Below are 14,929 nucleotides of genomic sequence, written 5' to 3' on the forward strand. Positions count from 1 at the left end.
GAGGAATTCATGCATCTGGGCGTGGACATAGGCGGTACATTCACCGACCTCGTGCTGGTGGACGACGAGGGGAGGCTGACGACTACGAAGGCGCTCTCGACGCCCGGCGAGCTGGAGGTCGGCGTATTCGACGCGATCAGCAACGCGGCCGGGCAGCTTGGCCTATCGCCGGAGGCGCTGCTGGCGCGCGTCTCCTCGTTCGGCCACGGCACAACGCAGGCGACCAATGCCGTGATCGAGCGCGACGGCGCGCGCACCGGGCTTCTCGCCACCCGTGGGTTCGGCGACACGCTCGCCATCCAGCGTCTGATGGGCTTCACGGCCGGCGTCCCGGCAAGCCGGCTCGGCTGGTACTCGCACCGCCGCTATCCGCAACCGATCGTCCCGCGCGCGTTGGTGCGTGAGGTCCGCGAGCGGGTCGATCATGCCGGCAGGGTGCTGGTCGAACTCGACGAGGAGGGCGTCCAGGCAGCGGTGCGGGCGCTGCTGGAGGAAGGCGTTCAGACCTTCGCGGTCGCCTTCCTCTGGTCGTTCCGCAATCCCGACCACGAACGGCGCACCGGCGAGATCATTCGGGATATCTCACCCGGCTCCTATGTGACGCTTTCGAGCGACGTCGCGCCGGTGATCGGCGAATATGAACGCACCGCGACGGCGGCACTCAACTCCTACCTCGCGCCGAAGGTGGTCTCGTATCTCGACGGCATCGAGCAGATGTTGCGCGGTCGCGGCTTCAAAGGAGCGTTCTCGATCCTTAATTCAGCCGGGGGCGTGATGCCGGTGGCGGAGGCGGCAAAGCGTCCGGTGACGTTGGTGACGTCAGGCCCGACCGGGGGCGTCATGGGTTCCGTGCACCTCGCGCGGCGGCTCGGCTACCGCAATCTCATCACCACTGACATGGGGGGCACGTCGTTCGATGTCGCGATCGTCGTCGACGAGAAGCCGCTGATGTCGCTCAATCACGAGGCGGGCGGCTTCCACATCGCCAAGCCAATGATCGAGGTGCGCGCCATCGGCGCTGGTGGCGGCTCGATCGCCCGCGTCGTTGACGGGCAGCTCAAGGTCGGGCCCGACAGCGCCAGCGCCTGGCCGGGGCCGGCCTGCTACAACCGCGGCGGGACCGAGCCGACTGTCACGGACGCCGACGTGGTGCTCGGCATCATCGACCCGGCGACGTTCCTCGGCGGCAAGATGAAGCTTGACCGGGCGGCCGCGGCGAAGGCCGTGCACGACAAGATCGCGGTACCGCTTGGTCTGTCGACGGAAGAGGCGGCGGCCGGCATCCGGCGCATCGTCGACGCGCAGATGGCAGACACGCTTCGCGAAGTCACCATCGGCCGCGGCCACGACCCCCGCGATTTCGTCATCTTCGCCTATGGCGGGGCGGGCCCGGTGCACTGTGCCGGCTATGGGGCCGAACTCGGCGTTCCTAAAATGGTCGTGCCAGCAACCTCGATGGCCCACTCGGCCTTCGGCGCGCTGGCCGCCGACGTGCAGTATTCCCGCGAGCGAGCGATGCTGATGCGCGGCGGCGGCGGGCCGCGCAAGCTGAGCGACGGCCTCGATGCCGACGCCATCGGCGCGGCTTTCGCAGACCTTGAGGCGGACTGCCGCGCGGCCATGGAGCGCGCCGGCGTGGCGCCGGGCGACATCAGGCTCCTGCGGGCGGCCGACCTGCGCTACCGGCGCCAGACCAACGACCTGATGATCCCGTTTCCCGCGGGTCCGGTGGCGGAAAAGGTGCTGGAAGACCTCGTCGCCCGCTTCGAGGAGACGTACGAGCAGACCTACGGCAAGGGTTCTGCCTTCCGCGAAACGGGCATCGAGCTGACCAATGTCCGCGTCGAGGCCTTCGGCGCCGCGCGCCGGCCGGAACTGAAGGTGGAGATCGCGCAGGGCAGGCCGGCCGCAGGTTGCCGCCGCATCTTCGAACCGGTCGAGATGCGCTGGATGGAGACTGCCGTCTACAACTGGCGTGAACTTCCCGTGGGCTTCCAACTGGAGGGGCCGGCGGTCATCGAGCATCCCGAAACCTCCGTCTTCGTCGCCGCAGGCCAGAGAGCCCGGCTCGACGAGGGTTCCCACATCACCATCGAACAGAAAGTGGAGGCGTAGGATGAACGCCGCACCCGCCATCGATCCGATCACCTTCGAGGTGGTCCGCAACAAGCTCGCGGCCATCACCGAGGAGCAGGCGATCACGCTGAAATCGGTGTCCGGCTCGCCAGTCGTCACCGAGGCGACCGACTTCAACAACGGGCTCTACCTGCCGGACGGGTCCATCGTCACGATGGGACCGCAGGTGATCTTCCACACGGGAACGATGTCGACCGTGATCCGGTCGATCATCGAAAATTTCTCGGAGAATCCCGGCATCCGCGAGGGCGACATGTTTGTTCTCAACGATCCCTATCGCGGCGCCATTCACCAGCCGGACGTGTCCATCGTCGCTCCGATCTTTCACGAGGGCCGACAGGTCGCCTGGGCGGGCTCTTGCGCCCACCAGCTCGACGTTGGCGGCATGAGTTTCGGATCCTGGGCAATCGGCGCCACCGAGATTCAGCAGGAAGCGATGCTCCTTCCCGGCATCAAGCTCGTCGAGGGGGGCCTGCTGCGCCAGGACCTCTGGCAGATGATCATGGGCATGACCCGGCTGCCGCATGTTCTGGGTCTCGACCTGAAGGCCATGATCGCCGCCAACAATGTCGCTGCCGAGCGCCTGCGGGCGCTGATGGACAAGTACGGCACGGACACGGTCGCTTCCATCATGGCCGAGGAGATCAACATCTCCGAGCGCCAGATGCGGCAGACGCTTTCGGAGCTTCCCGACGGCGTCTACCGGGCGCGCGACTACATCGAGCATGACGGACACGAGAACCGGCTCTATGAGGTCGTCGTCACGGCGACCAAGACGGGCGACACGCTGACGCTCGACATGACCGGAACCTCGCCGCAGGCGCCCGGCTTCATCAACTGCACCTTCTCGGGTATGCGTGGCGCCGCTCTGACGGGGCTGCTGCCCATCCTCGCGCCGACCATCCGCTGGAACGAGGGCGTCATCCGCGCCGTCGACTTCGTCGCGCCGGAGGGCATCCTCTGCAACGCATCCTGGCCCGCGCCGATCTCGTCGGGCACCATCTCTACCGCCTGGATTGTGCAGAACGTGGTCGTTGCGGCGCTGTCGCGCATGGTGGCCTGCTCGCCGGCCCACGAGGAGGAGGGGCAGGCGGTCACCAAGGGCCACATGATGGTCATGACGCTGGCCGGACAGGATCGCGACGGAGAGCCATTCGGCACGTTTCTGCTCGACTCGACGGCCGGCGGCGGCGGCGCCTTTCCTGATCATGACGGCCTCGATGGTTCCGGCGACTACTGTGTGCCGCGGCCGGCCATCGCCAATGTGGAGGCGAACGAGGCCAACGGTCCGTATCTCTATCTGTATCGCGGCTTCGTGCCCGACACCGGCGGGCCGGGCCAGATGCGCGGCGGTGCCGGCACCTCGCTGGCGCTCGTCCCGTACGAAACCGCAGGCCTGCATGCGATGCTGCTCGGCCACGGCGTCGAGGTCCCGAATTCGATCGGACTCTTCGGAGGACAGCCCGGGGCTTGCGGCCGCAACTTCATCAGGCGCGATGCAGGCGACGCCGCATCCATCGCCGCCCTGGCCGCGTCGGCGAACGAGATGCTGCGGGCCGGCGTCGACGAACTGGGCCCCAAGCCCGGGCACATGGCGCTCTCCGCGCGAGACGTGCTCGGCTATTCGTTCCAGGGCGGGGGCGGCTACGGCGATCCGCTGAAGCGCGATCCGATTGCTGTGCTCGCAGACATCATGAACGGCCATGTCAGCGAAGGGGCGGCGGAACGACAATATGGCGTCGTACTGGCGGACGGCGACATCGACGCTAAAGCCACCGCCGATCGGCGCGCGGCGATCCGCGCCGGTCGTCTGGGCCGAAAGCCGTCGGTCGAACCGTCCGCCACCGGACTGCACATCGGAGAAGGCCGTTTCAGGTGCGGCTGCGGCTGCGACCTCGGCGCGGCGAGCGGCAACTGGAAGGCGAAGGCCGTCACCCGCGTCGTGCCAGCGCAGGACTACGGTCCCCACCTGCGCACCCATGCCGAACTCGAGCTGCGCGAGCATATCTGCGGCGACTGCGGCACGATGCTCGAAATCGAGGTCGCCAGACACGACGCGGAATCCCTGCACACGATCGCGCTGAGCGCCTGAAGGAGAACTAGCAACATGGCATCGAGATTTCCCGCGCGTGGCGGCGTGATCGTCACGGGCGCCGCCCAAGGGATTGGCCGCCGCTTGGCGCTGATGCTGTCCGCGGAAGGCGTTGACGTCTGCATCGCCGACAGCAACGAGGCTGGCGGTCGCGCGGTCGTCGCCGAGGGCGCCGGCGCCCGGGGGCGCCTGATCTTCGCGCCCGCCGACGTTTCGGACGAGGCGAGCTGCGCCGATGTTGTCGCCGCCGCGAACACCGCGTTCGGAGGCGTATTCGGCCTGGTGAACAACGCCTCGATCTTCTCCACTCTGCAGATGCGTCCGTTCTGGGAGATCCCTCCGCACGAGTGGGACCGGGTCCAGAACGTCAACCTGAAGGGCGTGTTCAACATGTCACGCGCCGCGCTGGCCTCGCTGCGCGAAGCCGAAGGCGCTTCCATCGTCAATATCGCCTCGTCGACCCTTCTCTTCGGCCGGCCGAACTATGCGCATTACGTGTCCTCGAAGGCGGGGGTGATGGGGCTCAGCCGGGCGATGGCGCGCGAGCTGGGAAGCTACAATATCCGCGTGAACACGCTGACGCCGGGGCCGACATTCACGGAGATCGAGCGCAAGACCGTCACGCCCGAGCAGCGCGAGGCGATGATCCGCCAGCAATGCCTCGCCAGGGCAGGAGCGCCGGACGACATCGCCGCTCCGATCGCCTTCCTCCTGTCCGCGGAAGCCCGCTGGATCACCGGCCAGTTGCTCAACGTCGACGGCGGCATGATCACGCACTGACTGAACAGGTCGGTCTACCTCATACGGAGTTCCTGCATGCCTTACGCTACCCAACTCGACCGGATGTTGATCGGCGGCGAGCTGAAGCATTCCAGCGACGGCGCCTTCGACGAATCGATCAATCCCGCCACGGAGGAAGTGATCGGCCGCGTGCCGCGCGCGACGGCTGCCGATGCCGACGCGGCCGTGCGGGCCGCCGACGCGTCCTGGCCGGCGTGGGCGGAGCTGACGCCATTGGCGCGGGGCCGAATGCTTCGCGACTTCGGGCAGGCACTGCGCGCGCGCTCTGACGAGATCCTGCGCGTGGAGGTCGCCGACACCGGCAACACCATAACGCCCATGCGCGGCGATGTCGGCATGGCCGTCGACAGCCTCGACTACTATGCCGGACTTACGCATGAATTAAAGGGCGAGACGATCCCGGCCACCCACGAGAACCTGCACCTCACTGTGCGGGAGCCCTATGGCGTCGTCGTCCGCATCGCGCCCTTCAACCATCCGCTGATGTTCGCGGTCGCGCGCACTGCGGCGGCGCTCGCGGCCGGCAATTCCGTCATCGTGAAGCCTCCGGAGACCAGCCCCCTGTCGGCGATGATCCTGGCGGAGGTGGCGCGCGAGACGCTGCCCGCCGGCGTCTTCAACGTCGTCACCGGGGACGGCCGGACCGCGGGCGACGCGCTGGTCCGCCATCCTCTGGTGAAGCGCATCGCCTTCATCGGCTCGCCGATCACAGGACGCGCGATCCAGCGCGCCGCGGCCGATGCCGGCGTCAAGCACGTCACGCTCGAACTCGGTGGCAAGAACCCCCTTATCGCATTTCCGGACACTGATCCGGACGCAGTCGCGGACGCGGCGGTCCGCGGCATGAATTTCGCCTGGCAGGGACAATCCTGCGGGTCGACCTCGCGCCTTCTGCTGCACGAGGATATCCATGATCGGGTGCTCGCGCTCGTGGCCGACAAGGTGAAGGCGATCCGCCTCGGCGATCCGCAAGACCCTTCGACGGGCATGGGGCCAGTCAATTCACGCATGCAATACGAAAAGGTGCTGTCCTATTTCGACGCGGCCAGGGCCGACGGCGCGCGACTGGTGACGGGCGGAGGGCGTCCCGCCGGGGCGGATTTCGAGCGCGGCTTCTGGGTGCAGCCGACGGTTTATGCCGGTGTCGAGCCGGGAATGCGGATCTGGCAGGAGGAGGTATTCGGGCCGATCCTGTCCGTCGGGCGCTGGAAGGCCTTCGAGGAGGCGGTCGAGATGGCCAACAGCACGGAATACGGCCTCACGGGCGCCGTTTGGAGCAACAACATCAACGACGCGCTGCGCATGGTCCGCCGGATCCGCTCCGGCCATACCTGGGTGAACGGCTGCTCGGCGCATTATCTCGGCGTACCGTTCGGCGGCATGAAGAATTCCGGCGTCGGGCGGGAGGAAGGCATCGAGGAGATGCTGAGTTACACCGAACTCAAGACCATCAACATCGTCTTGAGGTGAGACGCAGCGGACGACGGACCCCGCGACGGCCGGCAGCCTCCGCCGGGCCTGCGCCTAACCGCGCGGCGATCCACGCCGCGCGGCCATTGCCGGCGCATTGGCCGACTGCACCTGGGGGGCAGGTGGCGTCATCGGGTCGAGTTCCTCCCGCAGGAAGTCGAGCAGCAGCTTCTGGAAGCGCGAGAAGCTCTTCCCCCGCCGGTAGACCAGGAACGTGGGAACCGGCAGGCTGACATGCGCCATCTCGACGTGCCGAAGCTGGCCGCCGGCCAGTTCGTGCCGAACCGACGTCTCCATCACGAACGCGACGCCGGCGTGGCTGCGCACGGCCTGCTTGATCGCTTCGGGATGGCCAAGTTCAAGCCTGACGTTCCCGCGCACGATGCCGTAGGCGCGCAGCGCGTCCTCCTCGATCTCGCGCCGCACCTGATTGCGCGGGGCGCTGACGAACGGAATGGACGAAAGGTCCGCGGCCGTTGCCGAAGGGCCGATCCCGTCAAAATCCGCAGCCGCGATCAGGATTAGCTGTTCCTCCCACAGTCGTTCCACAACCAGCCCGTCGATGTCGTGCCTCGGGTCGAGAATTGTGACCCCGAAATCGCATGCGCCGCTCCTGACCGCGTCGGTGACGCCCTGGGGGTTCGAGATCGCGACCGCAACGGTGGAAGCGGGATTCTCATGGCTGAAGCGCGCGAGCGTCGCCGGCAGGCTGTACGAGGCCACCGTCATCGACGCGGCAAGCACGGCAGATCCCGCCAGGTCGGAACTCGGTACTCCAAGCTCGCGCTCGAACTCGCGCGTGCGTGTGACGATCTCGGTGGCCCACGACAACGCCCTCTCGCCTGCCTCCGTCAGGACGACACGCCGACCCTGCCGGGCGAATAGGCGGACGCCGAGCTTGTCTTCCAGGAAGCGCAGGTGGGCCGTCACGACGGGCTGCGCGACGCCGATCTTTTCGGCCGCCCGCGTAACACTCTGCAGCTGGCAGACGAGACAGAAAATCTCGAGCTTGTGCAACGTCGCCTGCGATGCAAACAGCCGCTGCATGGCCTTGCCCTCCTTTTCCCGATCGTGTGCCGGCAAAATCATAGCATAGGCAGTTGGCTATGAGACGTGCAAGAATAAGATATTTTTATTTATGTTTGTGTCGCGTTAGGACTTCGCGCGGGCGGCCGGATGCATCGGCCGCAACTGGGAGGAAATCCATGCGTCAATTCCTGCGCGCCGCCGTGGCGTTCGCCATCCTGTCGTCCTTGTCCGCTGCCGCGCAGGCGGAAGCGGTCACACTCCGAGCAATTTCCGCCTTTCCCGCGAACCTTGAATTCACGAAGCAGTTCCAGGCGTTCATTGATCGCGTGAACCGCTCGGCAGAGGGCGTCGTTGCCATCCAGTTTGTGGGCGGGCCGGAGGTGATCCCCCCGCAGCAGCAGGATACCGCGCTGCGCAACGGCGTCTTCGACATGCAGATGGGGCCGGCATCCTACTACAACGGCACCGTCCCGGAGGCCGACGCCCTGTTCGGTGCGACCGTCAGCCCGGTCGAGGCCCGAAAGAACGGCGCGACGGCGATGCTGAACGGCATCTGGCGGGAAAAGCTGAATGCCGAACTCATCGGCTGGCAGAGCGGCGACGTGCCCTTCTACGTCTACCTGGTCGATGAGCCGAAGATGGCGGCAAGCGGTTCGCTCGACCTGACCGGCATCCAGATGCGGTCGACGCCCGCATACCGTGAATGGTTCGAGGCGCTCGGTGGCAATAACGTCATGCTGCAGACCTCGGAGATGTTCACGGCGTTCGAGCGTGGTGTCGTCCGCGGCCTCGGCTGGCCGGGCATCAGCTTCACCGATATCGGGGTCCACAAGTTCCTGAAATACCGCGTTGCCCCTCCGGTCTGGCAGCTGGACCTGGTGATCATGATGAACGGGGCCAAGTGGGACGGGCTGTCGGAGGAGGCGAAGAAGGTCATCACCGAGGCCGCGATCGTGCACGAGGAGCAGACGCAGAAGGACTTCGCCGCCATCGCCGAGAACGAGGCGAAGATCCTGGAGCAGGCCGGGGTGCAGACCGTGGAAGTGGCCGAGCCGGCGGCGCACCGCAAGATCGCGCACGATCTTGTCTGGACCCGGCTGGAAGGGCGCGACGCCACCCATGCCGCCGCGCTGAGGGAAAAGCTCTACGCCGAATAGCCGGCGGGGGCACATAGCAGGAGGGTCCATTGGGCAAATTTGGAGCAACGCTAGCGATGGCTCACGATCGGCTCGTCCAGGCGATGGCTTGGCTGGCCGGCGGCGTTCTGGTCGCCACCTTCCTCGCCATCATCCTGGACGTCGTCATGCGCAATGTCGGTCTGCGCTCGCCCTCCTGGACGAGCGCGTTCTCCGAATATGCGATGCTCGTCGCCGTGATGGCGGCGGCGCCGCTCGTCATCCGCGAGCGGGGACATGTCTGGGTGGAGGTGATCACCACCTTCACCGGAGCGCGCTTCCGGCGCGCCTTGGGTGTGGCGGTCGTGCTGCTGTGCATCGCAATTTCGCTGGTGATGGCGTGGTACGCCGTCGTCATGGCAATCGACACGGCCGCCCGTGGAGAGGTCGACATCCGCTCGATCATCCTGCCGCGCTGGTTCCTCTATGCGGTTCTGGCGGCAGGGTCCCTCCTGTGCGCAACCGAGTTCGCCCGCTTCATCATCCGCGGTGAGGACATGTACGAAAGGTCGAACGTCTCGCAGGGGCCGCTCTGATGGCGTGGTATGAAGCCGGCGGCCTCCTGGTCGGAACGATCCTTTTCCTCATGGCCATGCGCATGCCGGTGGCCTTCGCCTTCCTCGCCGCCAACCTGGTCGGCGCGCTGGTCTTCATCGGTGGGGAGGTCGCGGTCTTGCAGCTCGTCGCCAACGCCACGACGTCGGTGACCACCTTCACGCTCGTGCCGGTTCCTCTCTTCCTGCTGATGGGAGAACTCTTCTTCCACACCGGTGTGGCGCTTCGCGTGTTCGATGCGATCGACCGGTTGCTGGGGCGCGTCCCCGGACGGCTTTCCTATCTCACCGTGGGCGGAGGCACGCTTTTTGCAGCGTTATCGGGCTCGAGCATCGCCAATATCGCGATGCTGGGATCGACATTGCTGCCACAGATGCAGGTCCGCCACTACAAGCCGATTCTTTCCATGGGGCCGATCATCGCGACGGGCGGCTTGGCGATCATGATTCCGCCGTCCGCGCTCGGCGTCCTGCTCGGCAGCATCGCGCAGGTCGATATCGGCAAGCTTTTGATCGCCGGGATCGTTCCCGGGCTCCTCCTGGCATCGGCCTATGTCGGCATCATCGCCTACGCAGTCTGGCGCGATCCCGAAGCGGCGCCGCACTATGACGTCGAACCGGCGCCGCTTGGCGCAAAGTTGCGCCTCTTCGCGACAAACGTCCTGCCCATGGCGGGCGTCATCTTCATGGTCGTCGGGCTGATCATTCTAGGCATCGCCACGCCTTCCGAGGCAGCGGCCTTTGGTGTTCTCGGCGTGCTCATGCTGGCGGCCGCCTTCCGCTCCCTCACATGGGAAAGCATAAGCAAATCGGTGCTTGGAACGGTCAGGGTGACCGGCATGGTCTTCCTGATCATCGTCGGCGCGTCGACCTTCAGCCAGATCCTCGCCCTGTCGGGAGCATCCGGCGGCCTGATCGGATGGGCGACGTCGCTGTCGCTTCATCCACTCTGGGTGCTCGCCGGCATGCTGCTGATCGTGCTCGTGCTCGGGATGCTGATGGAATCGGTGTCGATCATCATGCTTGTCGGACCGATATTCTTTCCGTTGGCGGCCGGTCTGGGCTTCGACACCATCTGGCTGGCGATCCTCATCCTGCTGATGCTGGAAATCAGCCTCGCGACCCCGCCCTTCGGGATAGGGCTTTTCGTTCTGGCCGGCGTTGCGCCGCGCGGCGTGACGCTCGCAGACGTGGTCCACGCCTCGGTGCCCTATATCGCGGCAGCGCTCCTGGTCGCCTGCCTGCTGATCGCGGTGCCCGAACTCGTGACGGCCCTGCCCGACCTCATGCGGTAGCTTTCGGTTGGCGCGCCTTCGGCATCGCGAACTGCGAACTGCGCGCGGTGTTCAAGGAGACCGGTGATTTCTGTGGGGTCGAATAAGGGTTGCTAAACTAGGGCCTGTGATCAGTTGAGGAGAATGACGGCTGCGGCGAGGAGTATGGCGTCGAGGAAGTTGGTTGCGCGCTTGTCGTAGCGGGTTGCGATGGCACGATACTGTTTGAGCTTTGCGAAGAAGTTCTCGATGAGATGCCTGGCCTTGTAGAGCTCTGTGTCGTAGCGGCGTGGTTGTTTTCGATTTGACCGCGGCGGAATGACGATCTCGACACCGGCGCCTTGAAGCAGATCGAGCACCCGCTCTTTGGCATCGAATGCCTTGTCGGCGATGAAGGCGGTGATCTTGTCGAACAGGTCAGGCAAAAGCGCATCGGCTCCGCACAGATCATGCTTCTGGCCAGGCGTCAGATGAAAGCCGGTCGGGTTGCCCAAGGCGTCACAACGGGCGTGGATTTTGGTGCTCAGCCCACCCTTGCTGCGCCCTATGGCTTCGCGTTCCCGGTCCCCCCTTTTGCGCCGGCGCTGTGTTGATGGGCGCGGACGATGATCAAATCGATCATGGCGTATTCATTGTCGGCGTCTTCGGCGAGAAGTTCGAAAACCTTCTGCCAGACCCCGCTTTTGCTCCAGCGTGTATGGCGCGTATGAATGGCCAGGAAGTGACCGAACCGCTCCGGCAAGTCCCGCCACGGGATCCTCGCCCGATAGCGATACAAGACCGCCTCCACGAACAGCCGGTTATCCTTGGCGGTGCCGCCGACATGACCTTCACGGCCAAGCAAGAAATCTGGCTCTTCCTCACTTTGTGTGGCGCGGTGGCAGCATTCGTGCCCTCAGCAATTCGGGGCCTGCCCTGCCGTACATTGCGCGCTTGAGGGCCTTGAGGCGGTTAATCTGGCCTTCGGCCTGTCCGTTGCCCCGGGGCAGTTCGATGGCGTTGTTGACGGCATCGATGTCTCTGCGCAAGACACGGGCGAACCGCATGATCGGAATGAGTTCGGATTCGATTGCATCGTCGATTTTTCCCGAGGCTTTGGCGACGGTCGAGATGTTCCGCGAATTCGCCAAGCTCATGCCCGGCGCGCCGTTGCTCGCCAACATGAGCGAGTTCGACTGTCCGCTGGTCAGCTGCTTAGGCGGCCGCCTTCATCGCCTCCTCAGGCAGCACCGGTAGCGTGGCCACCTTCGCCTGACGAAGCCAGCTCAGGTCCGGCCCCTCGGCCTTGCCCTTCGCACTGTCGACGATGACCTTCGAGATGCGCCCCTGCTGCTTGCGCAAATGATCGCGTAGCAGGCTGTCGCGCGTGATGTAGCCGGCATTCACGCCAGGCAGCGAGTGGTTCATCAACAGGTGGATGTCCAGTTCCGACACGCCAGCCGCCTGCGCCAGCGTCCGGTAGCTCTGGCGCAAATCATTGCCCCACTTCGACAGAACGTGCCGCTCCTCCTTGTGCTCGATCAGGTGTCCGCTATCACTGATTGCGCTGAACCAGGTCCATCGCTGGGTCGAGATCAATCGGGTCAGAGCGTAGAATCGGCAGTTCGCTATGTTGCTTGATGGGGGTGCGGTGATCGGCGGCAATAGCGGGCAATCGGCGGCAAATGGCGGGCCATGAACGTAGGAAATGGGCACTTCAGTTTCACTATTCCTCTCTGAGGCCGCCGGCACTCGCAGAAACCACAATCTTGTTCGACCGGGTTTGTTGACGAAGTCCCGTCAGCCAGGATCTTCGAGTAGATATCTTCAACGTGCAGGGCTGACGACGACGCCCACACTTCCGCATACGGAAGGCAGCTTTGCGCCCCCATTGTCGTCAGTCAAAGAGCTGGAGCAGATTCGTCTTAATCCGGGTCATATCCGGCGGCCTCGAAGTGGCGCCGGCATGCTCGGTGGTGAAGGCTGAGAGGCAGTCGGCGGCGGCCGACCAGAGTTCGTCGGCGGTTCTGGTAGCGGCGTTCCTCAGGAGGGCCTTGAGCTTCGAGAAAGCCATCTCGATCGGGTTGAAGTCCGGCGAGTAGGGCGGCAGGAACAGGAGCCGCGCCCCGACCCTCTCGATGGCCTCGCGCACGCCGCTGATCTTGTGGGGCGGCAAATTGTCCATGACCACGATATCGCCGGGGCGAAACTCGTGTGCGAGAACCTGCTCGGCATAGGCTGGGAACCGCAGCGCCGTTTATCGGGCCGTCGAGCAGCATCGGTACCGCCATGCCGGACAGCCGCGGGCCGGCGGTGAAGGTGGTCGTCTTCCAATGGCCGTATGGAACGACCGCCCGACAGTGTTCGCCGCATGAAGCACGGCCGCGCAGCCGGGCCATCTTCGTGGATGCCGCGGTCTCGTCGATGAAGATCAGTCCCTCGGGATCGAGATCGAGTTGGCCGTCGAACCAGACCATGCGGCGGCGAAGGACGTCCGCGCGCTGCTGCTCGACGACGTGCGCCGTCTTTTTTTTCGTGATGCCGCGCCGGTCGAGGAACAGCCACACCGTCGAGGGCGCAGCCCGCATGCCGCGCTCGGCGGAAATGACGGCGACTGACCTGCCGCCTGATCGGTTCTCCGGAGGGAGATGAGACCAAACTGCGAAAGTGCCGGGAACCTCGTCAAGTCGGCCAATCGCGCTTTTCAAGTAGATTGTAGGCTGGAGACCACTCGACGACGCGCATCGTTTCATAGACGCCGTTGACATAGAATGGCTCGTTGCGCACCCACTCCCACACTTCGGCTTCCGACCCGGCCTCAAACACGTAGATGGTGCCGCACTGGTTGCCATGCGCGTCCCGCATCGCGCCCGTCATCCGGATCGGTGCGACATTGTCGAGGACGAAGCGGCGGTGCTCGGGGCGGTGCCGGTCGCGCAGGTGCATCGAGTGGGGCGGATGGTCGAAGCCGATTGCAGCAAAATGTGGCATGGGTTTCTATCCCAATCGCTTGGTCTTGGCCGGTGTGCGAACCGCCGCGGGGATGCCGGAACCGACCGTCGATGCTCGAGAGCCTTACTGTATAAAAAGCCGTCCGTCCAGTCGGTCATATATTTATCGAGCGTCCGAGCTTGACGCCCGCACCGGACTGGAATAATTAATAGACCGTCTGGTTGGTCTAATAACAACCACAGGGGAGGATTTGATGACATACCTGAATTCCTTCAGGTCGCTCGCGCTTGCCACGGCGCTTGGCCTCGGCATTTCGATGAGCCCGGCCGCGGCCGAGGAGGCGCCCGGCGTCACCGCCGACAGTGTGAAGGTCGGCAGCTGGATCGCGCTGACAGGCCCGGTTGCGGTCTACGGAGTGCCGATCCGCGCCGGCGCGGATGCCCTCATCAACGCCGTCAACGATGCCGGCGGCGTCGGCGGGCGGAAGATCGAATGGCTCGTCGAGGACAGCGCCTACAATCCACAGCAGACCATCGCCATAGCCCGCAAGCTGATCACCAGCGACAACATTCTTGCCGCCGTCATTCCGCACGGCACGGCGCAGACCGCCGCAACGTTCCCGTTCGCAGTCGCAGAGCACAAACTGCCCATGCTGTTGCCTTATGGCGGCGCGCTCGACTGGTATCAGCCGACACCGACACCGGGCCTCCTGGGTCTGCACGTCCTCTACGAGGATCAGGCCAACGCGCTGGGCCGCTGGGCGGTCCAGGACGGTCACAAGAAGATCCTGGGAGTCTTCGGCGCCGCGGCCGCGTTCGAGAACGTCGTCAACAATGTCGAGCCGGGTGCGAAGGCGGTTGACGCCGGCGCGACCGTGGAAAAGCTTGCCGTCAAGATCGGCACCACGGACTACGGCCCGATCGCGCGCGGCATCATCAACAAGAATCCGGAAGCGATCGTCTCGATCCAGCTGCTTCAGGAAGTCGCCTTGCTCTCGAAGGCGTTGCGCCAGGCCGGATCGAACGTTCAACTCTACACCTACGCACCGAATGTCGCCAACGCCACGATCGAACTCGGCGGCGAGTATGTCGAAGGCCTGAAAGCGGCCTCGCTGACGACGTCTCCCTTCGCCGACACGCCTGCGGCGCAGGAATATCGCGACCGCCTGGCGAAATATTTCCCCGACCAGAAGCCGGATTTCGTCTCCTTCCTCGGCTATGGCGCGGCGAAGATCTTCGTCGAGGGGCTGTCGAAGGCCAAGGAGCCCTTGACGCGTGCATCCCTCATCGAAGGTTTCCATGAGCTCAAGGCGTATGACTCTGGCGTGTTCCCGCCGGTGACCTTTTCGTCCGACAAGCCGCTCGGCGGGCATTTCCTCAACCCGATGACCATCAAGGCGGGCAAGTGGGAATCTGCGGGCGATGCAATCGACACGGACTCGTTCAAATAGGCGCAACGGCGGAGGAC

11 protein-coding genes and 3 pseudogenes are annotated in these 14,929 nt (G+C 65.0%); 8 read left to right on the forward strand and 6 right to left on the reverse strand.

Annotated features, from left to right (window positions below):
- Nucleotides 1-9 precede the first annotated feature (9 nt).
- Genes JN280_RS06525 through JN280_RS06540 form a run of 4 tightly spaced genes read left to right on the forward strand, consistent with a single transcriptional unit; the run spans nt 10 to nt 6,499 of the window.
- Nucleotides 10-2,115, forward strand: a complete 2,106-nt coding sequence (locus JN280_RS06525) for a hydantoinase/oxoprolinase family protein (protein WP_202310880.1) — start codon at nt 10-12, stop codon at nt 2,113-2,115.
- 1 nt (nt 2,116) lies between these two features.
- The gene (locus tag JN280_RS06530; protein ID WP_202310882.1) at nt 2,117-4,228 is read left to right on the forward strand and encodes a hydantoinase B/oxoprolinase family protein; all 2,112 of its coding nucleotides are present in this window, start codon (nt 2,117-2,119) and stop codon (nt 4,226-4,228) included.
- 15 nt (nt 4,229-4,243) lie between these two features.
- Nucleotides 4,244-5,008, forward strand: a complete 765-nt coding sequence (locus JN280_RS06535) for an SDR family NAD(P)-dependent oxidoreductase (protein WP_202310884.1) — start codon at nt 4,244-4,246, stop codon at nt 5,006-5,008.
- A gap of 36 nt (nt 5,009-5,044) precedes the next feature.
- Nucleotides 5,045-6,499 carry an aldehyde dehydrogenase family protein gene (locus JN280_RS06540; protein ID WP_202310886.1) on the forward strand — a complete coding sequence of 485 codons (1,455 nt, stop codon included), beginning with the start codon at nt 5,045-5,047 and terminating at the stop codon, nt 6,497-6,499.
- Nucleotides 6,500-6,553: 54 nt separating this feature from the next.
- Here JN280_RS06540 and JN280_RS06545 read toward each other — a convergent pair whose 3' ends face one another.
- Nucleotides 6,554-7,546, reverse strand: coding sequence for a LysR family transcriptional regulator (locus JN280_RS06545; protein ID WP_202310888.1), 993 nt, complete (start codon nt 7,544-7,546; stop codon nt 6,554-6,556).
- Nucleotides 7,547-7,728: 182 nt separating this feature from the next.
- Between JN280_RS06545 and dctP the strand changes: the two genes are divergently transcribed.
- The 3 genes from dctP to JN280_RS06560 are packed head-to-tail and all read left to right on the forward strand — an operon-like array spanning nt 7,729 to nt 10,552.
- Nucleotides 7,729-8,685 (forward strand): TRAP transporter substrate-binding protein DctP, encoded by a 957-nt coding sequence (gene dctP / locus JN280_RS06550; protein ID WP_202310890.1) that lies wholly within the window; start codon nt 7,729-7,731, stop codon nt 8,683-8,685.
- Nucleotides 8,686-8,741: 56 nt separating this feature from the next.
- Entirely contained in the window at nt 8,742-9,239 is a 498-nt protein-coding gene (locus tag JN280_RS06555) for a TRAP transporter small permease (protein ID WP_202310892.1), read from the forward strand.
- Nucleotides 9,239-10,552: a TRAP transporter large permease gene (locus tag JN280_RS06560; RefSeq protein ID WP_202310894.1), complete on the forward strand. Its 1,314-nt coding sequence runs from the start codon at nt 9,239-9,241 to the stop codon at nt 10,550-10,552. Before JN280_RS06555 ends, JN280_RS06560 begins: the two co-directional genes overlap by 1 nt.
- A gap of 110 nt (nt 10,553-10,662) precedes the next feature.
- Here JN280_RS06560 and JN280_RS06565 read toward each other — a convergent pair.
- The 5 genes and pseudogenes from JN280_RS06565 to JN280_RS06590 all read right to left on the reverse strand — a co-directional run bounded on the left by JN280_RS06565 (nt 10,663) and on the right by JN280_RS06590 (nt 13,501).
- Nucleotides 10,663-11,375, reverse strand: a protein-coding gene (locus tag JN280_RS06565) for an IS5 family transposase (RefSeq protein ID WP_446720715.1) whose coding sequence is annotated in 2 segments (ribosomal slippage) — nt 10,663-11,087 and nt 11,087-11,375 — 714 coding nt in all. Because the reading frame shifts where the segments join, the coding sequence is not laid out codon by codon here.
- Nucleotides 11,376-11,391: 16 nt separating this feature from the next.
- Nucleotides 11,392-11,571, reverse strand: a pseudogene (locus JN280_RS06570) (ISL3 family transposase); the annotation flags it as partial.
- 154 nt (nt 11,572-11,725) lie between these two features.
- A pseudogene (locus JN280_RS06575) lies at nt 11,726-12,097 on the reverse strand (hypothetical protein); the annotation flags it as partial.
- Nucleotides 12,098-12,435: 338 nt separating this feature from the next.
- A pseudogene (locus JN280_RS39335) lies at nt 12,436-13,116 on the reverse strand (IS630 family transposase); the annotation flags it as partial.
- Between the two features lie 76 nt (nt 13,117-13,192).
- A complete protein-coding gene (locus tag JN280_RS06590) occupies nt 13,193-13,501 on the reverse strand; it encodes a YciI family protein (RefSeq protein ID WP_202310900.1) in 309 nt (102 codons plus the stop codon).
- Nucleotides 13,502-13,715: 214 nt separating this feature from the next.
- On the opposite strand from JN280_RS06590, the gene JN280_RS06595 reads away from it, so the two are divergent.
- A complete protein-coding gene (locus tag JN280_RS06595) occupies nt 13,716-14,912 on the forward strand; it encodes an ABC transporter substrate-binding protein (protein WP_202310902.1) in 1,197 nt (398 codons plus the stop codon).
- The last annotated feature ends 17 nt before the right edge of the window (nt 14,913-14,929 follow it).

It is taken from the genome of Mesorhizobium sp. L-8-10 (assembly GCF_016756635.1).
Classification (GTDB): domain Bacteria; phylum Pseudomonadota; class Alphaproteobacteria; order Rhizobiales; family Rhizobiaceae.

What these genes read in the sequence shown, in the direction of transcription:
- JN280_RS06525 (WP_202310880.1), top strand. Translation starts at nt 10, where the DNA reads ATGCATCTGGGCGTGGACATAGGCGGTACATTCACCGACCTCGTGCTG.
- JN280_RS06530 (WP_202310882.1), top strand. Translation starts at nt 2,117, where the DNA reads ATGAACGCCGCACCCGCCATCGATCCGATCACCTTCGAGGTGGTCCGC.
- JN280_RS06535 (WP_202310884.1), top strand. Translation starts at nt 4,244, where the DNA reads ATGGCATCGAGATTTCCCGCGCGTGGCGGCGTGATCGTCACGGGCGCC.
- JN280_RS06540 (WP_202310886.1), top strand. Translation starts at nt 5,045, where the DNA reads ATGCCTTACGCTACCCAACTCGACCGGATGTTGATCGGCGGCGAGCTG.
- JN280_RS06545 (WP_202310888.1), bottom strand. Translation starts at nt 7,546, where the DNA reads ATGCAGCGGCTGTTTGCATCGCAGGCGACGTTGCACAAGCTCGAGATT.
- JN280_RS06555 (WP_202310892.1), top strand. Translation starts at nt 8,742, where the DNA reads ATGGCTCACGATCGGCTCGTCCAGGCGATGGCTTGGCTGGCCGGCGGC.
- JN280_RS06560 (WP_202310894.1), top strand. Translation starts at nt 9,239, where the DNA reads ATGGCGTGGTATGAAGCCGGCGGCCTCCTGGTCGGAACGATCCTTTTC.
- JN280_RS06590 (WP_202310900.1), bottom strand. Translation starts at nt 13,501, where the DNA reads ATGCCACATTTTGCTGCAATCGGCTTCGACCATCCGCCCCACTCGATG.
- JN280_RS06595 (WP_202310902.1), top strand. Translation starts at nt 13,716, where the DNA reads ATGACATACCTGAATTCCTTCAGGTCGCTCGCGCTTGCCACGGCGCTT.